General features: G+C 45.5%; 12 protein-coding genes. All 12 read right to left on the bottom strand.

Translation table 11 applies throughout. The features are described from left to right. Window positions 1–50 precede the first annotated feature (50 nt). Window positions 51–2,456 (bottom strand): glycoside hydrolase family 94 protein, encoded by a 2,406-nt coding sequence (locus AC3CIA_RS12975; protein ID WP_488518216.1) that lies wholly within the window; start codon window positions 2,454–2,456, stop codon window positions 51–53. A gap of 128 nt (window positions 2,457–2,584) precedes the next feature. Beyond that, window positions 2,585–4,546 carry a beta-N-acetylhexosaminidase gene (locus AC3CIA_RS12970; protein ID WP_488518215.1) on the bottom strand — a complete coding sequence of 654 codons (1,962 nt, stop codon included), beginning with the start codon at window positions 4,544–4,546 and terminating at the stop codon, window positions 2,585–2,587. A gap of 12 nt (window positions 4,547–4,558) precedes the next feature. Beyond that, window positions 4,559–5,443, bottom strand: coding sequence for a glucosamine kinase nucleotide-binding domain-containing protein (locus tag AC3CIA_RS12965; protein ID WP_488518214.1), 885 nt, complete (start codon window positions 5,441–5,443; stop codon window positions 4,559–4,561). A gap of 2 nt (window positions 5,444–5,445) precedes the next feature. After that, window positions 5,446–7,167, bottom strand: a complete 1,722-nt coding sequence (locus AC3CIA_RS12960) for a glycoside hydrolase family 9 protein (protein ID WP_488518213.1) — start codon at window positions 7,165–7,167, stop codon at window positions 5,446–5,448. Window positions 7,168–7,264: 97 nt separating this feature from the next. Continuing rightward, complete coding sequence (locus AC3CIA_RS12955) at window positions 7,265–8,260, bottom strand: ABC transporter ATP-binding protein (RefSeq protein ID WP_102487635.1); 996 nt, start codon at window positions 8,258–8,260, stop codon at window positions 7,265–7,267. Window positions 8,261–8,347: 87 nt separating this feature from the next. Beyond that, the gene (locus AC3CIA_RS12950) at window positions 8,348–9,331 is read right to left on the bottom strand and encodes an ABC transporter ATP-binding protein (RefSeq protein WP_004734530.1); all 984 of its coding nucleotides are present in this window, start codon (window positions 9,329–9,331) and stop codon (window positions 8,348–8,350) included. Between the two features lie 2 nt (window positions 9,332–9,333). Beyond that, complete coding sequence (locus tag AC3CIA_RS12945) at window positions 9,334–10,359, bottom strand: ABC transporter permease (protein ID WP_004734531.1); 1,026 nt, start codon at window positions 10,357–10,359, stop codon at window positions 9,334–9,336. Window positions 10,360–10,361: 2 nt separating this feature from the next. After that, window positions 10,362–11,348 (bottom strand): ABC transporter permease, encoded by a 987-nt coding sequence (locus AC3CIA_RS12940; RefSeq protein WP_237291083.1) that lies wholly within the window; start codon window positions 11,346–11,348, stop codon window positions 10,362–10,364. 169 nt (window positions 11,349–11,517) lie between these two features. Next, the gene (locus AC3CIA_RS12935) at window positions 11,518–13,200 is read right to left on the bottom strand and encodes an ABC transporter substrate-binding protein (protein WP_004734533.1); all 1,683 of its coding nucleotides are present in this window, start codon (window positions 13,198–13,200) and stop codon (window positions 11,518–11,520) included. A gap of 710 nt (window positions 13,201–13,910) precedes the next feature. After that, window positions 13,911–17,300, bottom strand: a complete 3,390-nt coding sequence (locus AC3CIA_RS12930; protein ID WP_171308135.1) for a response regulator — start codon at window positions 17,298–17,300, stop codon at window positions 13,911–13,913. Between the two features lie 216 nt (window positions 17,301–17,516). Next, window positions 17,517–18,539 carry a 16S rRNA (guanine(1207)-N(2))-methyltransferase RsmC gene (gene rsmC, locus AC3CIA_RS12925; RefSeq protein ID WP_054547510.1) on the bottom strand — a complete coding sequence of 341 codons (1,023 nt, stop codon included), beginning with the start codon at window positions 18,537–18,539 and terminating at the stop codon, window positions 17,517–17,519. 110 nt (window positions 18,540–18,649) lie between these two features. Further along, entirely contained in the window at window positions 18,650–19,735 is a 1,086-nt protein-coding gene (locus AC3CIA_RS12920) for an AI-2E family transporter (protein ID WP_004734536.1), read from the bottom strand. Between the last annotated feature and the right edge of the window lie 163 nt (window positions 19,736–19,898).

Raw genomic sequence — 19,898 nt, 5'->3', positions numbered from 1 at the left:
TGTCTCAAACCTGAAGGCTTGAGACAGGACCTGTTCGTCAAATTGAGTGACTAGCCTAGAACAACGACAACATCGTTCACGCTGCCTTCTGCTTGTACTGGAATTGCACCTTCAACCTGTTCACCGTTGATAGTGATAGAGGCAACACCTTTGCTTACCGCATTCGGGTTCTGCACTGTGATGTTGTAAGTTGCGCCACGCCATTGACGAGTTACTTCAAACTCAGGCCAATCAGTCGGAATACAAGGATCAACCGTTAATCCTTCAAAGCCAGTACGAACACCAAGAATGAAGTTGGTTACCGCAAAGTAAGCCCAACCAGAGGTGCCCGTTAACCAAGGGTGGTTTGCACGACCATGGTCTTGATGATCTTTACCCATGATGAACTGCACGTACGAGTATGGTTCTGCGTAACGCGTTTCAATCATGTCGTTTTGGTTGTACGGGTTAAGTGCGTCGTAGAATTTCATCGCACGGTCACCACGACCTAACTTAGCTTCGGCTACCCAAGCCCATGGGTTCGGGTGAGAGAAGATAGCGCCGTTCTCTTTAACGCCTTGGTAAACGCGAGTCACAAAGCCGATATCGTCGTTTGGTGTTGCGAATGAAGGAGAGTTTAGATGTAGGCCGTATTCAGAGAACAGGTTCTCATCGACAGCGTCCATCGCTTTCTCGCCACGCTCTTGAGATACCGCGCCAGATAGAACCGCTAGCGTGTTTGACTCAAGGTGAACTCGACCTTCAGCTTGTTGAGCGGTACCTATCTTGTCGCCATTTTTAGTCAGACCACGGATGTACCAGCCACCCTCGTCATCCCAAAGGTGCGTTTCACAAGCTTCGCGAACGTTCGCTGCCATTTCAGTGTATTTAGTAACGTCAGCATCGTTATTACGGAACTTAGCTAGGTCTAAGAATTCTTGTAGCGCCCAGAAGTGTAGGAATGAAACCATTGAAGACTCACCGCCACCAAGGTTCAAACAGTCATTCCAGTCTGCACGAAGGCCTTTACAGATACCGGTTTGACCAACGTATTCTGCAGAGAAATTCAGTGCGGCTTTCATATGCTCGTAAACCGTTGCCTCGCCACCGTCTGCGTATGGAATCACTTCATCAAAGAAATCGTGTTCACCGGTTTCCATCACATATTTGATGATGGTTGGTACGATCCATAAGTGATCATCAGAACAGGTATCATCAATGCCGTGGATCTTGTCGTCGTCTGACGGTGTTGGAACAACCGTTGGCGATTTTGAAGGTTCAACGTCAGCTTTCTCTGGATCGAACCAATCAGGATCGAACAAGTGTAGACCGTAGCCCGCTTTCACTTGGCCACGAAGCAGATCGATAATACGTTTTTTGGTCATTTGTGGGTTGGCATGAGGCACTGAGATGGCATCTTGCGCAGTATCACGGTAGCCAAGGCCAGTACGACCACCGACTTCAATGAATGATGCAAAGCGCGACCAAACCACACAGGTTTCCGCTTGGTATAGCGTCCACGTGTTGATCATGGTGTCTAAGCCTTCGTTTGGCGACTTAACTTGGAATTTATTGCAACGCTCGTCCCAATGGTCTTTGATTCCTTGGAAAGCCGCATCTATGTTAGCGGTATCTTGGTACTTCTCGCGTAGGCGTTCACCGTTGCCTTTACCGATACCTAATACATACGCAAAGCGAACTTCTTCACCCGGTTGAATCGTAAATTGCTTGTGCAGAGAACCACAATGGTTGTAACAGGTTTGAGCGCTGTTAGAACACTTGCCATTTTCAACCGCAATTGGGTTTGCTTCATCACGGTACATGCCAAGGAAGTTGTCACGCTGGCCATCGTAGCTGTCTGGTGAGAAAGTTGACGCTAGGTAGTAGAAGCCTTCAAAGTCGTTAGTGTTGTAGTACAAGTCGTATTCCAGAACACCTTCCTGGTAAGACGTGCCCGCAGAGTACAGAGACATCTGATGGTTCTGGTTATCTGATTGAATATGACTGAAAGAGAACTCAACAAATGAGAAAGTGCTGATGGTTCTTGGCTTGTCAGTGTTGTTCTTCAGCACGACATCCCAAACTTCCGCATCTTCACCTTTAGGAACGAATAGCGTTTTAGTTGCCGTAATACCGCTGTATTCACACTTGAATTTTGAGTATGACAGGCCGTGACGAACTTCGTAGTTCGCTTCATCTAGGCTTTTTGCCACTGGCTGCCAAGAGATAGACCAGTAATCACCTGTCTCATCATCACGCAGATAAACATAGTGTCCTGGACGGTCGAATGTACCGTTTGGACGGAACTTAGTAACACGGTTGTATTCCGGAGAATTGTAGAACGAGTAACCGCCCGCATTGTGCGAAATCACGGTACAAAACTTTTCAGTACCTAGGTAGTTGGTCCATGGTGCTGGTACATCAGGGCGAGTGATGACGTATTCGCGATTGTCGTTATCGAAATAGCCGTATTTCATTGTCATTTCCTTTTTAACAAACTGCATCTATGCAGCTAATTTTTAAATAGTGATGCTGAGTCTTATCTGACTGAACACCTTAATCAGGGTTAAGCTGACACTCGGTGTGAGTGTGCTTTGGTTTTGTTTTATTGAGCTTTCCAAGGGTTGCGATAGTCAACATTGAGTCTGTCGAGTAATGGCAGGTGACCCTTTAGGCGAGACAAGTAATCTAGCCAGTTTCGGTTGTTTTTATGTGTCCAACATCCTTCAGCTAAAGCGCTAATTCTTGGGAATACCATGTAATCCATACGCTTTTGATTGGTGACGATCTCACACCATAGAGCACACTGAATTCCGCGGATCCGCTTACGAATTGGGTCGGTGTCGGATATTTCAGCAAGCGCTTCGTAGGTATAAGCTTGTTCTAATGGGATTACGGCAGCCCAATCTACGCCCGGTTCTTCCGGTGCATAATCTTGGGTCATGTCGAGATAGGTAAATTGTGCTGGTTGCAGCACCACATCAAAACCTTGGCGAGCGCAGTTCACAGCGGCTTCTTCGCTGAGCCACGAGTAGATGATGGTTTCTTTACTGACTTTGTCGCCGTGTTGCGCTTCTTCCCAGCCCACCATGCGCTTGCCAAGTTGCTTGAGTTTGTTTTCGGCATAACGGAATAGGTGGCCTTGTAAGTCTTTGCTGTCTTGGTACTGGTGCTCTTTCATCAATGCTTGAGCAGCAGGGCTGTTGCTCCACACTCCTGGTGGTACTTCGTCTGCCCCCATGTGAATTAGTTCGCTAGGGAAGAGTTCAGCCACTTCTTCAATGACGGCATCTAGAAATTGGTAAGTACCCGGTAAACCTGGGTTTAGTACGTTGTCGTTGTAGTGCTGAATACTCTTGTATTGAGTGGTGTCGGCTTGCTCTACCAGCATGTCAGGCAGTGACTTAATCGCAGCGCGACAGTGTCCTGGGATATCGATCTCTGGGATCACTGTGATGCTGCGTTGCTCTGCATATTCAATCACTTCGCGAATCTGTTGTTGTGTGTAGAAGCCGCCATAGTTGTCAGCAATGTGGGTGTATTGCGGTTCTAATGCATGATCAGGACCTCGCCATGCACCGATTTCAGTTAGTTGAGGTAGGCTCTTTATCTCGATTCTCCAACCTTCATCATCGGTTAGGTGCCAATGAAAAACGTTGAACTTGTAGTGCGCCAGTTGATTGATTAAGCGCTTCACTTGCTCTACCGAGTGGAAGTGACGAGCGCAGTCCAACATCATGCCTCGGTATTTGAAACGAGGCTGATCGGCGATTTTGCAACATGGCACAGAGAAGTTCTCGGTATCCAGTTGTTGTACCAACTGAATTAAGCTTGCTACAGCGTGTGTGAAGCCCGATTGGCTACCTGATTCAACCATTATTTGTTGTGCCGTGACGGTGAGCTTGTACTCGGCTTCGTCTAACGTCGGGTTGCTGCGAAATAGAATGTCGCAACTTTCGTCTTTTGAAAGTTCAGTTGAAAGCTCATTCGAAAGAGATAGTTCAAAGGTAGAAAGCAATTCTTGCTGAAACCAAGAGATTGCCTTATCAGCAAGATGAGATTGAACCTCAATTCTGCAGTCGTTATTTAGCGCGAATCTACTTAGCGCGAAACTACCTTGCTGAAATTCGATCTGATTCGGCTGAGGAATCAATGCCACTTCAGCTGCGCTTACTTCAGGAATTTGATTGCGTTCACGGTATGGCGAAGCCAGTACAATGGGTGATATCGCGACAGGCAGTACCGATGTTTCTCCATCATGATGTGATTGGATAAAGGCATCATTCAAGCCATCCGAATAGAAACGGAATGGTGCACTTTGAATAATGAATTCAAGGTAGTAATGGTTATTGGCCTTTAACACTGGCGAACTTGGTTTGAACGAGCAATAGCTTCCAACTTGAGTCAGTTCACCTTGCGATAAACTCTCAGGAAGGATGAATCGGTCAAAGGCAAAATGCAGTGACCAATCTTGTACGTCAAGATCACTTAAGTTATGTACCGTAAGGCCAAATCGGCAGTTATTTTTTTGTTCAGAAAGAACAGCTAAGTCGATGCGATAATTCATATAACTTCCCTGCTAAGCCTGTTGATACAAGTTGTGTTGTGGTTTCCCGGCAAACATCAATGCGCCTTCAATAGCGTCGAATTGAGGTTTAACTATCCATTGTTGTACTGGTGGTGATAGCCAGTTGAGAATACGCTCAGCGATACTTCCCATTAAGCACACCTTGTCAGCGCCTTTTCGATGAAGTGCCAAGACAAACATTTCGATATCAGCCGCGGTTTGCTTGAGCATCTCGATAGCCAGTTCATCGCCTTCGTTAGCGAGTTGAAAAATCACTGGCGAGAATTGACCGTAATCCTTTGGAATCGCGCCTTTCGACCACTCCACAATGGCATCCGCATCATTATTAAAGTGATTTATGACATGTAGAGTCAGTGGGGTTTTGCTGCGAATACCGTCTTCTGCAAGCAAGACTTGTTGAATCAAACGTAAGCCCATCACTGCGCCGCCGCCTTGATCTGAAATCGGGAATTCACGACCGCCAACCACATGTTGCTCACCGTCTTTTAGGTAGATTCCACAAGAACCGGTGCCACCGATCATGATTGCACCGTCTTGGCCGTTGTGAGCACCAATACAAGCTCCATAAGCGTCGGTATTTAGCGTCACGCTTGCGAAAGGCTGTGGTTGAGCCATGAAGTCGAACCATGCTGATTTTTGCTCAGCGCCAGCCAGTGCTAGGCCAACATGCATATTTGAAAAATGGTCTGAGTTGAGTTGCCCTTGTTGTGCCGCTTTTGTGATGGCATCAACAATAGAGTTCATCGCAACATCCACGCCCAATAGGATGTTGGCACTGCCACTTTTCGCTTCACCAATCAGTTTGCCCTGGGCATCTCGAATTCGAGCTCGACAAGATGTACCGCCTCCATCAATACCTACGTAGTAAAGAGTCATGATTATTGCTCCTTACTTTGCGCGAGGAAGTTGAATTGCGCAGCCGTTGCCAATAGGAACCAAGCACCGTGAGGGATCCATTGTTCACCCCAGCGCCAGTTTTGAAGCATGTCGTCTTTCTGTGCTGGTGGGTTGAATGCGATGTCTTGTTCATCATCAAAGCCCGCCGTGATGCCGTTGCAGACACCACCTTTGGCATTGAAGAAACCAAGCTGTGGTAGGTAGTCTGGGTTGTTATGACCGTGACCATCAAGCATGCACATGTGGTAAGGATTCAATCCTAAAATCCAATCAAGGCTGTTTTGTGAAAGCTGGATTAAGCGCTTTTGAAGATCGGCATCTTGAATGTGTGGTTGCACTAAATACGCCATGGTCGCAATTGAGCCAAGACGCGCGTTTTCACCTTGCCACCAGTAACCTGTCTCGTTCTGTTGAGCGACGAAGAAGGCATCACGCTTATCACCATCGACAGACTTAACGTATTGTCTTGGGTAGCCAAATGGGTTGATGACTTTGTCGGTAATGTTGATTTCGAACTGGCAAGCTTGCTCAACAGCTGTACGGGCCTGTTCTTTTAATTCAGCATTGGTTTCGTTGTCGATGTATTCGCATAGCGCAATCACAGGAAGGCCAGCTTCTGCTGCATGAAAGTATGGGCGAGAGCCATCAGAATTTGCAGACCAGAAGTACTCAAAGGAATCATCCGATTGCTGACGAGAGAGCAAGCGACTAGCCCAAGTTCTTGCTTCTGATAGATATTGAGAATCTTGTGTCACTCGGTACAACTCATTGGCAGAGAGTAGGGCGCAATACTCATCGATGATGTTCTCTTCGCCATCGTTTAGGTATTGAAGGTTGTGTTCTTTAAGGTGCCAATAGCCTTTCACCGCTGTATCAAGGTAGGTTTTGCTAGAGTAACTACCAGAGGTTTCAAGCTCAGATGCAGCAGCCAGTGCTGCAATAGCTACGCCTGCACCTTGTCGGTAGCCCGCCTGTAAGTCCGTTGATTTATGACCCTCTTGAGTGGCATAAGCGCAGATGTCGCGCTGATTGATATCTTTGCTCCATTTGTCGAATACCGTCATATAGAAGTATCCGTCTGCGTCTTGCATACGCACTAAAAAGTCGGTACCGAACAGAGCCTCTTCCGTTAGACGAGTCATGGAGAATTTTGGGAAGTCTGGGTTATGGCTAGTCAAGCGTACGCTTTTTAGCATGTTCCAAACGACCATTGGAATTTGTTGTGGGTTGAGGTAATTGCCATAAGATAGGTGGCTAAAGTACTTGCTTACGTCACCCGATGCGTCGTACCAACCGCCATGGACATCGACGTATCTGTCAGTGCCCAGAATTTGTGCCTGTTGATCTTTCTTGTCGAAAGTACCGCCGCAACGTTGAGACTTAAAGTAATGAAGCACATCAGAAAACGTGTGGTTCATTAATAGGTTGCTACCAATCTCGAAGACTTCTGAACGCAGGTTGTCAAAGCGCACGTAGTAGCGACCAGGTTCAGCGAATAAACTGAAATCGATGGTGAAGAATTGCCCTTGATGCCAATTGGCTACGTAGCCTTGTTTAACCACATCAAAATTTCCGACAGTCATATGATTGTCTGCACAAACGAGTAAAGCCGTAGTGCTCGATAGACGAGCTTTCTTTGTTTGTAAGATAGCTTGCTTTGGGCCTGTGGATTCATAGCCAATATGGTTGGTCAATAACAGCATCAATATTCTCCGACAGTCCTAGTTTCTATTGGCTAGGTAATTGAATTTTTTGGACATAGATAGTTAGGGCCCGCAGACCCTAACTTGGTTTTATTGCTTAGCTTTCGTGTAGGTAACAACGTACAAAGTGGTTATCAGCTAACTGTGTAACCCCAGGCAGCTGTTCTTTACACTTGTCCATCGCGTGAGTACAACGGCCTGCAAATGGGCAACCTGCTGATACTGGTGTCCAAAGTGGGATCTCCCCTTTGTTACCTGCTAGTTGGTCGTGGATCGATTTCTTTGGATCTGGAACTGCCGAAACCAATAGCTGAGTGTAAGGGTGTTGAGGGTTAGCAATAACGTCATCGGTATCGCCCCATTCCACCATGTGTCCAACGTACATTACGGAAAGATCTTCAGCGATGTAACGAGCAGTTGCGATGTCGTGAGTGATATAAAGTAGAGACATTTGCTTCTCAAACTTCATCTCTTCCATTAGGTTCAAGACACCGGCTCGAATCGATACATCAAGCATTGAGGTTGGCTCATCTGCTAGAACAACTTCCGCACCTACCGCGATGTTACGTGCAAGGTTGACACGTTGACGCTGGCCACCTGAGAGTTGGTGAGGGTACTTTTCTGCCGTCGCTTGCGGTGGTACTAACCCCACTTGCTCTAGAAGATCGTATACACGTTCCTGTAACTCTCTCTTGTTGCCCGGAGATACTTTTTTGTGGATCAACAAAGGGCGAGCGATGTGGTGGAAGATGTTATGTGTTGGGTTCAGAGAACCAAACGGGTCTTGCCATACCATCTGCACGCCTTCACGGTAATGCATTAGATCTTTTCTGCTTGAGATCTCTTGGATGTCACGGCCTTTGTACTCGATCGTACCGCCTGATGGCGCATACATTTTTGCGATCATTTTTGCCGTTGTTGATTTGCCTGAGCCAGACTCACCAACCACCGCTAGGCCGCGGCTTTTGTACATTTTGAATGACACGTCGTTAATCGCACGCATCATCGGGGTTTGAATAGTGGTACTGCTTATTGGGAAGTCTTTTACGACGTTCTTACCTTCTACCAATAATTGACCGAAATCTTTGCTCATAATTGTCTCCAGAATCCTTGTTCGCTTTGCTTGCTTTTCGGCGGTCGAGTCGCCTTATTCGTTATCCACGCTGAGTCAGCGTGCAAGCTATAGCTTCCTTTGTACTATTGGGTCACCGTATAGGTGGCAGTTAGACAAGTGTCCCGGGTCGATAGAGCGCAGCTTGGTTGGCACCTTAGTACAAGCTTCATGTACACGGTCACAACGAGCTTGGAAACGACACCCTTCAGGAATCTCTAAGAGGTTCAGAGGGTTGCCCGGAATACCCGCTAGTTTTGTCTTTGGCCCTGTTAGTGGAGGGAAAGAACTACCCAGCCCCTTGGTGTAAGGGTGGTAAGGGTTTTCTAGAATATCTTGAGAGTTCGCGACCTCGATAAGCTCACCTGAGTACATGATGCCGATACGGTCAGAGAACTCGACCATCAATGACAAGTCATGGGTGATGAACAGAATTGAGAAACCAAACTCTTCTTTTAGTGCATAGATCTTTTGTAGAATTTCGCGTTGAACAACCACATCAAGCGCGGTCGTTGGCTCATCCATAATGATCAGCTTTGGATTCAATGCTAAAGCGATAGCAATAACTAAGCGTTGACGCATGCCGCCAGAGAATTGGTGAGGGTAGTCACTCAATCGGCTCGGGTGAATATCGACAATTTCAAGTAGACCTTCAGCACGTTGCTTAGCTTGTTCACGAGTCATGTTGGTGTGATGCATAATCACATCACAGAACTGTTCTTCCATTGGAAGTACAGGATTGAGTGCGTTCATTGCACTCTGGAATACCATCGACATCTCGCTCCAGCGGAACGCTTGCATACGTTCGTCACTGTATTCAAGGATGTTCTCACCATTGAAGATGACTTCACCACCACTGATGTAAGCGGGCGGCTTATGAAGACGCATAAGAGAGAAAGCAACGGTTGATTTACCACAGCCAGATTCACCAGCTAAGCCGAATACTTCACCCGGAGCGATGTCAAAACTTACGTTATTACACGCGCGAACATCGCCAGACTCTGTGATGTAATCCACGCATAAGTTACGGATTGAAATTAGTGGTTCAGACATGATTATTTATCTCCGCTCCAAAGTGCATTTTGTGGTGGTAGTTCTGGTTCACGTTCTTCTTTATCTTGAGCCGCTAGTTTTTTCCAACGCTTCATGCCTTTGTGAGAACGCAGTTGCGGGTTGGCAATTTCATCGACCGCGAAGTTAAGTAGAGCAAGGCCAGTTACAAGTAGTGTTAATGCGATACAAGGAGCCAACAGTTCCCACCAAGCGCCAATCAGCATTGATGAAGAGGTTTGAACGTTGTAAAGCATGATGCCCCAGCTGATTGTGTTCGGGTCACCAAGACCTAGGAACGAAATCGTAGCTTCCATCATGATTGCGTACATCACCGAACCGATGAAGCTCGCGCCAACGATAGAAATAAGGTTTGGAAGAATCTCTACGAAGATGATACGGAATGAAGATTCACCCAAAACTTCAGCGGCTTTTACAAATTCTTTTTCACGCAGTGCTAACGTTTGGGAACGAACAACACGCGCGCCCCAAGCCCAGGACATAAAGCCGATAACTAAGGTTATGGTGAGTGGCCCTGCCTCACCGATAAAGGCTGCAACTACGAACAGTAATGGGTATTGAGGAATAACCAGCATGATGTTCATTGCGGCTGTCAGAATGTCATCGACACGGCCGCCAAAGTAGCCTGCCGAAACACCGATAACCGTTGCGAGTAAACATACGGTAAGGCCCGCACCAAAACCTACAGCCAGAGATACACGTGCGCCGTATACCACTTGTGACCAAACGTCACGACCCATACGAGTTGTCCCCAGTACGTGATCTGCCTTTTTAGACATGATAAGTGTGCGGCGGTCGTCTGCTAGGTTTTGAGCAACCCAGCCGTCAGGGTTCGTTTGTGCAGACTTAACGACGAAGCCAGGGTATTCGTGTGGGTTACCTGTACGTTTGTCTGGTACATGTTTGGTGATCAATGGAGCCGCAATAGCACCAAGAATAAAAATACTTAGGATGATGACGCCGGTTAAGGCCATCGGGTTACGCCAAATGAGTTTTAGAATATCTTTCATGATTATTTACCACCCTTACGAAGACGAGGGTCAAGAACAACGTAAAGCATGTCTGCAACTAGGTTAAAGAACAGCATGAATAGCGTCATGATAAGCAGTTGGCCTTGCAATACTTGGTAGTCACGAGCGTTAATTGCGTTGAAAAGTACGCTACCAAGACCTGGGTAGTTAAAGATGATTTCGATAATTAACTGACCGCCGATTGCCATACCTAGAGACATCGAAAGCGCCGTCACACTTGGCAGCATCGCGTTACGAGCTGCGTAATTGAATACCACTCGGTTTTCGCTAAGTCCTTTGCCTTTCGCCATGGTGATGTAGTCTTCTGCGAGTAGGTTGATCATGTTGTTACGCATGTTTACTAGGAAGCCGCCAATTTGAACAATCGAAGCACATACCAGAGGTAAGAAAGCGTGGTAAGCAACGTCTTTGATGAATGCCCAACTTGTCCAGTCAGGTATCGTACCAGCGGTATAGGCGTAGCCAGTTGGGAACCACTTTAAACCAATTGCGAAGGTAAATAGCGCAAGCATGGCAATAACAACTTGAGGAACGGCTTGTAGAATAAGCATCCCTGGAGTAACAAAGGCATCGTATTTACTGCCACGTTTCCACGCTGCAAAAATACCTAGGATTGAGCCAATCGAGAAAGAAAGAATAACGGCAGTGCCTGCTAAGAATAGCGACCAACCGAATGCGCCACCTAACAGTGTATTTACTGAAAGTGGGTAGAATTGAATTGATGTACCAAGCTCCCAGCTTAGAATGTTCTTCATGTATGCGCCGTATTGAACCAGTAAGCCGCCATCAACGAAGCCTAATAGTTCTTTCATTGCCGCAATACGCTCAGGAGTAACTTGAACAGAAGCGTTCGCAAACATCATGGTAACTGGGTCACCAGGCATTGCTCTTGGAATAATAAAGTTTAACGTCGCTGCAACTAATAGCGCGACAAAATAAAATGACAAACGTCTTAAAAAATAACCCATAACTCACACCTTACTCACCCAGATTGTTTCCCTGTTTCTGGATTCAGGTCGCTCCTAGCGAAATTTGGAACGAAAAATCCCCTGACGACTAGCGCCATACTTTCAATTGATAGTGTGGGGATTTTTATAAGCGGCGTAAGAAGTTACGCCGCAAAGATTGAACGATTACTTATTTAACTGGTTTTAGGTCCAGTACATGAAGTAGACGCTCTGGAATACCAGCCCAAATGTTTGGACGGCCTTTTGGATTTTCTTCGTTCCACCAACCAGTGAAGCGAGTCGTGTTGTATTGGTACATGTAAGCACCAGACATCACTGGGATTGTCACTTGGTCTGCAGCGATGATTTGCTGGATACCGTGTGCAATATCTAGCTGCTCGTTCTTGTCAGCTGTTTTGTAGAAGCTGTTTAGAAGACCATCTAGCTTGTCGTTTTGGTAGAAGTGCATCGCGAAACGAGGCATACCATCACCAGATTGAAGTGATGAGTTGTAAGCACTGTTCCAGTACGTGTATGGATCCGCACCGTGGAAGTAGTTTGTGTATGCTACGTCGTATGTACCTTCAAGCATTGCTTGGTTGTAAACAGAGAAGTCAGGTGTACGAGCTTTCGCTTTAATACCGATTTCGTTTAGCTGTTCTACCGCTAGTTGAACTGTGTTGTTGAAGTCAGTCCAGCCGTTTGGCGATTGAATCATTAGTTCGAAAGACTTGCCTGATGGAGTATCAACAAAACCATCTTTGTTTACATCTTTGAAGCCAGCGTCAGCAAGAAGCTTCTTCGCGCCTTCAGCGTTGTAAGTGTTGAAGCCCTTGTACTTGTCGTGAGTTTTTTCATCAGACCAAGCTTCAAATGCGTAGCCAAGACCCGATGCGAAATCGTTCACAGTACCGCCACCGTAGAATGCGATATCGATGATAGTTTGACGGTCAAGAGCCATAGAGAAAGCACGACGGAATTCAACGTTGCTCAATGCTTCATGCTTCGCAGCATCAGGGTGCTTGAAGTTAACGATGAATGCCTGTGTACCTGCTGGCGGGTACCAGTAGTGGTGTTTAGGGCTAGCTGCAGCGTATGTACGATCGATATCTGGAACGAAAGAAGAAGTCCAGTCCATTTCACTGTTTACAACTTTACCTAGGAACTGGTCGTTGTTCGCAATTTGTGGAACACGTAGACAGTCAACATCTAGGTTGTCTGCATCCCAGTAGTTCGGGTTAGCACACTGGATGTATAGCTGAGCTGTAAACGTATCGATTTCTGTAAACGGACCAGAACCTACTGGGTTCTCATTGGTAAACGTTGATGGATCTTTCACGTCTTTCCAGATGTGCTTAGGTACTACTGGTACTTTAGCAATCTCGTAAGGTACGTTCGAGTTAGCTTCTGTTAGGCTGAACTTAACTTGGTAGTCGTTCAGTTTTTCTACAGAAGTTACCCAAGAGTTGATGCCAGATTGGTCAAGCTCTGGCTTCTCTTTTACAAGGTTGAAAGAAAAAACAACATCATCAGCAGAGAAAGTTTCTCCGTCAGACCATTTAACACCCTTACGAATGTCGAAAACTACGCTCATCAGGTCATCTGACATTGTGAAGTTTTCAGCTAGACGGAACACTGGAGTGTTACCATGCATTTCGTTAAATACTACTAGCGGCTCATAAAGGAAGTCGGTTGTAGTATGTAGGTTGGTAGCACCAAGGTACGGGTTAAAGTTACGTACGAATGTAGTGTACTCTTTCGGGTGAATAGTCAACTCACTGCGTTCTGCAGCTGTTGCTACTGATGCAAAACCTGTTGTAGCAGTTGCAATAATTGCTGTTGCTATTGCTGTTTTTTTTATATTGGCAAGCATAGCTGTTCCTTACTATTTGCTTTCATTTCACTAATGGATTGAATGTTATCTGTCGCTAAATTGTTTAGTAGATACACACTCTAGTTAAAGGCCTACCTCTTCTTCATTGCTCCAGATTCATCGTTGATTCTGAGAAGTGGTAAGAGTGGCCTGTAGGCCTTTGGCAGGAGTAAGAAAACACCTTATCGATGAATTAATCAAACTCGTTTCCCGTCAAAAACGTTAAAAAGACACAATCCCACGTCATTAACGTCAAAACGGGGTGCTTTGATGGTTTTTTGTGCGCAATTGTTAAGGTGATGTGACTCGCATTTGGTTTTGCTGCGTCGGTTAATTGTAAGTGGTCACTAACTGTATAGGCTTTTTATTATAAAGTCTTAGTCTGGAATGGTGTAATTGTAGATCTTGGTCACTTGCCGATTTTACGTTAAATTTCCCTAGAAAATTAAATCTGCCGTTCTGTTGTGACTCGCTTCTCAAACTGCAACAAAGAGTCAGAGGAATGTGAAATTCAGCCAAGAAAAAGCTTCCAAAGAGTGATTGAACTGATGATTGTTTAAGCTTGAGTAACGTGTCACTTTGCTTGTTTAATACAGTGAAATAAGTGTATCTGAATAGACGTTATTGTGCTTTGTTCGTGAATGATACTCATAAAAAAGCCCACGCTAGGTGGGCTCCATTATTTACAGTATCGTGATATTACTTCAGGGTTAGCTGGTCAGTAGTTTCTGCAGTTTATCTCTTAGCATCTCGATATGAGTTCTTTCTGGTGTTTGTTCTTTACAGTGCTCAAGAATGAATTCGATAGAGCTCAGTACCGTTCGCCAGCGAGGTGTTTTCGGTAGAGTTTCTACGCGTAGGTATTTGTCTAGCGTTCTAGTTTGCAGGGTACTACGGTCTAAGTAGACTCGCCACAAGCCACTCTTTTCTGCGAAAGCAAACTTAGTCTCCCCTGTAACCGACTCCCAGTAGATAATGGCATTGGTCATGACATCGACTAGTACTTCACGCATCAGCTCTTGTTTGTTTTTACCTTCACCGGTTGCCTTATCAGCAAGGCGAGTAAATTCACCGCCAAGCTCCTTCAGTTGTTGAAGCTTATCTTTGTCACCTTCAAAGGCGTAGCTTGAAAGTGCCTCAACCGCTGTTTCAAGGTTATTGACTCGGTTTGAGTTAACGCCACCACCGACATTGAAGATATACATGGTGTCGAGCCCTGAGCCTTCAGGTAGCTTAAGGATGTCACTTGGAATGCGCTGACGTGTGTCGTCTATATAGATATCAATATCACCACAGTAGTGAGCTTGTTCCACCTTCAGGTATTTAGGCGCGATGATCTCGTCGGCCATTGAGCGCTTGAGTTGTTCTTGCCCACGTCTAAATAGCTTAGCAGCCGCTTCGTTGGCGAAGCGAATACGTTGGTCATCACGAATACAGATGATGGCTTCAGGGGCTGACTCCAACTGCTCCAACAAGCGACCTTGAGTTTCTAGTAGGTTAGCTTCAACCATGGCCCTGTGTTTAAGTTCTAGTTGCAGCTGATCATTCTCAAGACGTCTTTGCTCAGCTTTGCTTGCTGATAGGTGCGCAGTAATTCGAGCCGCCAGTTCTTGTTTGTTGAAAGGCTTGGATAAATAGTCATTGGCACCCGCTTCGAAACCGCGAACCCGGTCTTCTGCTTGGTTTAGTGCAGTGAGCATAATGATTGGTAATTGTGCATGGTCATACTGTTTACGTAGCGCCTCACACACTTGATAGCCACTCATACCCGGCATCATAATATCGAGCAGAAGTAATTCTGGTTTCTCTTTTTCAATCAACTCGATGGTTTCAGGGCCGTCACATGCGGTACGTACTCGATAACCTTCCAATTTCAAGAAGCTGTCTAGCACGCGTAGGTTTACCGGCTCATCATCAGCAATTACTAACAGCGGGCCATTCGGGTCTTCACTGATAGCGCTATTTTCTTGCTGTGTGTTATCAATCAAATCAGGCGCTTGGAAGTGTGAGTAGCTCCCTGATTCATTGTAACTATCCAATTCTTCTTGAGTAGCTAAAGGTAATGTAAAGCTGAATGTAGTGCCAAGCATAGGTTGGCTACTTACGTACAGTGAGCCACCCATTAGCTCAATCAGCTGGCGACTAATGGACAATCCAAGTCCAGCACCTTGGCGATAGTTACTTGAGTCTTGTCCTGCTTGAATCAGTGGTTCAAAGATGTGTTCTAGGTACTCTGCTGGGATACCTTGGCCGGTATCGACAACTTGAACTCGAATATTGTCGTCGATAACACTCGCTGAGATAACAATCTTACCTTCGGATGTGTACTTGATGGCATTGCCGACCAAGTTATACATTACTTGTTCAAGGCGTTGTGGATCAGATGAGACTAAACCTAAGTCACTTGGCACTTGGTTAATAATACGGATCGGTTTGTTGCCTAACAGGTGATGAGATAACTCAAGCACTAAGCTGGTGGCAGCAGATAAATCAACAGCAGACTTCTTAATATCCAAGCTGCCATAGCGCATCTTGTGATAATCAAGCAGGTCATCAACCAGTGTAGCCAACCTCTGACCACTATTGATGATGATATCCAATTGGTACTTCTGGTTGGCAGGAATAGGGCCGTTAGCACCAGATATTAGCGCTTCAGCGATGCCAACCATGCCATGAAGTGGCGTTCTCAATTCATGTGAGGTGGTGGCTAAGAATTCATCTTTAAGTTTGTTCGCCAGTTGCAACTCTTCGTTTTGCTTTTGAATGGTCTTAAGGTTGTCCTCAAGCTCACCGTTTTGGCTCTTGATGAGCTGCATTTTTTCACGGATCGATCGCTGCATTCTTTCGAAGCTAACCGCGAGTCGACCTATTTCATCTTTGCGTTCGGTATTGATCATGGTTTCATCAAGATCACCAGCAGAGACTTTCTCGGCAGCCCATGTGAGCTTGAGGAGAGGGGAAGTGATGAAATTGGACAGATAATGCGATGCGACAAACACAAGAATGATCGCCGTTAGCATCACGATCACGAAGATCTTCTCTAACTGATGAATACGGGCAAACGCCTCTTTCTCTGGCAGCTCTACGACAAGAGCCCATGTTGCGTATTTCAGCTCAATTGGGGTATATGCTGCGATGATCGCTTGATCTTGAGTGTTGTTGAACGTACCAACGGCTGTTTCGCCAGCCAATGCTTTGTCGACAACGTCTAAGCTTAAATTAATCGACTCTTGCGAATGGGCGAGGCTGCGTGGCAGGTGATCATCACCCACAAGCAGTGTTTGAATATTTGAACTCTTGTTGAGATCCGCAATCAGCTTAGTAATCCCATTGATTGGCAGCCTAAACATGGCGTAACTGTGCAGGTAGCCTTGTTGAACAATAGGCGCACCTAACCAAGCCGTCTGCTTACCGTTCTCATCTTTAAAGTCAGAAACGATAACCGGCGTATAGTCCTCGTTGGATTTACGTTTGTCTTTTACGTCTTTTGCTAAGCGTTGAAAGGTAACGCCTAGGTTTGAATCTTTGTACTTACCTGTTAGCAAGTTAGTGCCGTAATCATCACGCTTAAAGATTGAGTAAGCGACGTTACCGTTAATGTCGACTAATAGAATGTCATCAAAGTCTGAACGCTTAAGCAATTCCTGATATGAGTTATGGTAGCGCTTGTGAAGCAGTCGATAACGTTCGCTGCCAATAAAGCTACTAGATTCTGGAAGAATCGATGTCTTGATTTGATCGCCTGAGCCTTGAATGTAACGCTGCTGCGCATTACTGCGCGCTTCGTCAATATCTAACCCTAAGCGTTGGAACGCATTGATTAAACCATAGAATCGCCCGCCACTGGCATTGGCAAGTTCTGAGCGAACAAAGCCCATCACTTGGGACTCTTGAGCTTGTAGGTAATCGACAATTTGCTGTTGCTTAGTATCACGGACTGAAACAAGGTGCGAAGTACTTTGTTCCTGAAGATCCTGACTGTGCGACTGGAGGAAAAATATCGCGATAAGTGTCACTGGGGTAATACTGAGGACAAGAAATGCCAGCATTAGGGTATTTTGAAGGCGCTTAAACTTCTGCTTACGATAGAATCTAAACATAAATTGGGTACTACTTTCCTTTGATGTACTGCTAAAAGGGGTGAAAACAAGTACAGAGAATAGAATTAACGGGTTCCAATTTAACGAAATTAACGAGTTTTTTTACTTTGACAAGTAAGTGGTATTTAAAGCGTGTGCAAAAGCTCATTTTTATAGAGTTTTGACAAAAATATGAACAGACAGCGCAGATAATGACCCTGCGCTGTGCTAGATAGGCTATTTGTTTGCGTGATAGATCGCGAATTTAGTAGTCTTATTTAGAGTCGCGCATTTTCCAAACGCTTGTTCAATAATTGGAACGTATTTTAAGAAACTGTTCGCAACAATAATCATCTCGCCAGAACGCTTCAAATGCTTAGGAGCCTGAGCAAGTAAGGTCTCAGTCGCGCTGTAGCTTGTATCCAAACCAGAATGGAATGGTGGATTACTGATGATGAATTGGTAGTCTTTTGACGTATCAGAATAGACATCAGAAGCAAACACATGACCTGTCAAACCATTCGCTTGCAAGGTGGCTTGACTCGACGCTACTGCGAAAGCGCTAATATCACACATTTCCAGCTCGATATCAGGGTTGCGAGATGCCATTACCGCGCCTAATACACCTGCACCACAACCGAAATCCAGTACCTTACCTTTCAGCTTTGGCAGAGTATCAAGTAGCAGTTGGCTACCTACATCAAATTGGCCGTGACTAAACACACCTGGAAGGCTTTTTACCGTCAGTGACTGCTCATCAATGTTAACCGTATAGGTTTTAAACCAGTCTTGCAGATTGAAGGCTTGTGGTTGCTCGAAGCATTGACCCCAGTAGAAAGAGCAACGACGTGCCGAATCGTATTTCACGACTTTACCGTAAGGAGCGAACATCTTCTCGATACTTTTAACACCAGAACGATTCTCGCCAACTACGACAATCTCGGTATCTTTACCTAGCTTGGCAAATAACATCGCCAACAGAAATTCCGCTTCCGCTTTAGCCTTTGGCCAGTACAGCATTACTAAGTCGGCTTTGGTTTCTTCGGTAAACTCCGCACCATAAAAACGTTGGATGGTGTTGCAGCCTTCTAATTGACGGTAGTAGCTGTAATTAGAGGTAAACACGGTGACTGATTCACAATGTTTCGCTAATTCAACAGGGAATAAGTCTTCTGCCTCACCTGCAACTAAAACATGTTTGCCTTCAAAGTAGGCGAGTTGGCGTTGAGCAATCTGGCTTGGGGCAATATAAGCTGACATAGGACACTCTATTGAATCGTTAGCAAAAAATGAGGGCGGATTTTCGCATAATCCGCCCAAAGCTTGAAGTGTTTAATACGGGTTCGCCAATCAAGTTGACGTCAAGTTCGTTAACTCTTGTCTTGCTGGTTTAAAAAGTCTTTAAACTCTTCATCGTAGATGTTGAATAGGACAATGGTAATCGCAAAGATTAGCGGGCCGTAGATAAGACCAATTAGGCCAAACAATTGAATACCACCTAACAGTGAGAAGAAGATCATCAAGGTATTCATGCCTGCACTGCCTTGCATCAGCAGCGGACGAAGCAGATTATCAATCGAACCAACAATCGCTACACAGTAAACCGTTAGGAAAATAGCCCACGTTGTATCGCCTGTTAGGAACAAGTAAGTCGCCGCAGGGATCCAGATTAGAGCGGTCCCTACAACTGGGATGAAAGAGGCAAAGCCCATCATGGTGCCCCAGAATAGGCCTGGGAAACCGGCAATCCACATACCTAAACCGCCCGCAAAACCTTGTGCTATTGCGGTTAAGAATGAACCCATTACAGCTGATTTCGATACTTGCTCAATCTCTGTTAGAAGCTTGTCTTCTTGACTACGAGATAGTGGCAGAATATGGCGAACCACACTGATGATTTTGTCGTGATCTCTTAATAAGAAGAACAGAACAAACAGCATCAAGAAGAAATCCATCAAGAAATTGGTCGCATCACCAAGGATTTTTGCACTGATACCAACCAGTTTTGAGCCAAAGCTGGTCGCAAATTCACCGACTTTCTGTGCGATGGCTTGAGGCTCAATGTTGTCGAAAGGCAAGTAGTTATTCACAAATGACAGCGCTTTGACCACTAATGGGTGTGCAAAAAGAGTCTGAATACCGCCGTGGGTCACCCATTGGTAGGTGTTCTGAGAGAACAGAGAACCTTGCTGAACAATTGCTGCGAATACTGCCAATAAAGGGATAACAATAATGAAAGTCAGAATCACACAAGACAGCAGAGATACGATATTTTCTTTATTCGGGAGCTTTTTTTCAAGCCACTCATGGATTGGGAACATCAATAGTGAAATGATAAAGGCCATCACGATTGAGTTGACGTACGGCTCTATAAGCAAGTAACAAGCATAAGCCGCCGCAAGTAGGGCGATGATGATCACCCAGTGGCTGGTATTGATTTTGAGTTTTTCTGACACGTTAATGGTCTCTATATTTGCGTTCTGAGTTTATAATGGCTGCAAAACAGAGAGTTAGCAATGAGGAGTTTTGATAATGGGATGCTGTAATAAAGATAAGAAATGCCAAGATGAAGAACAGCAAACAAAAAAAGAGATCCCTTGGTTCAGAATGTTCCTTGGC

Source organism: Vibrio sp. QJM3NY_27 (assembly GCF_057785955.1).
Note: the sequence above shows the minus strand (reverse complement) of the source record. Positions and strands in the feature narration are given on the sequence as shown.

Excerpts from the sequence above, each read along its gene's own strand:
- AC3CIA_RS12930 (WP_171308135.1), bottom strand. The coding sequence starts at position 17,300 with ATGTTTAGATTCTATCGTAAGCAGAAGTTTAAGCGCCTTCAAAATACC.
- AC3CIA_RS12960 (WP_488518213.1), bottom strand. The coding sequence starts at position 7,167 with ATGCTGTTATTGACCAACCATATTGGCTATGAATCCACAGGCCCAAAG.
- AC3CIA_RS12965 (WP_488518214.1), bottom strand. The coding sequence starts at position 5,443 with ATGACTCTTTACTACGTAGGTATTGATGGAGGCGGTACATCTTGTCGA.
- rsmC (WP_054547510.1), bottom strand. The coding sequence starts at position 18,539 with ATGTCAGCTTATATTGCCCCAAGCCAGATTGCTCAACGCCAACTCGCC.
- AC3CIA_RS12935 (WP_004734533.1), bottom strand. The coding sequence starts at position 13,200 with ATGCTTGCCAATATAAAAAAAACAGCAATAGCAACAGCAATTATTGCA.
- AC3CIA_RS12975 (WP_488518216.1), bottom strand. The coding sequence starts at position 2,456 with ATGAAATACGGCTATTTCGATAACGACAATCGCGAATACGTCATCACT.
- AC3CIA_RS12970 (WP_488518215.1), bottom strand. The coding sequence starts at position 4,546 with ATGAATTATCGCATCGACTTAGCTGTTCTTTCTGAACAAAAAAATAAC.
- AC3CIA_RS12945 (WP_004734531.1), bottom strand. The coding sequence starts at position 10,359 with ATGAAAGATATTCTAAAACTCATTTGGCGTAACCCGATGGCCTTAACC.
- AC3CIA_RS12950 (WP_004734530.1), bottom strand. The coding sequence starts at position 9,331 with ATGTCTGAACCACTAATTTCAATCCGTAACTTATGCGTGGATTACATC.
- AC3CIA_RS12940 (WP_237291083.1), bottom strand. The coding sequence starts at position 11,348 with ATGGGTTATTTTTTAAGACGTTTGTCATTTTATTTTGTCGCGCTATTA.
- AC3CIA_RS12955 (WP_102487635.1), bottom strand. The coding sequence starts at position 8,260 with ATGAGCAAAGATTTCGGTCAATTATTGGTAGAAGGTAAGAACGTCGTA.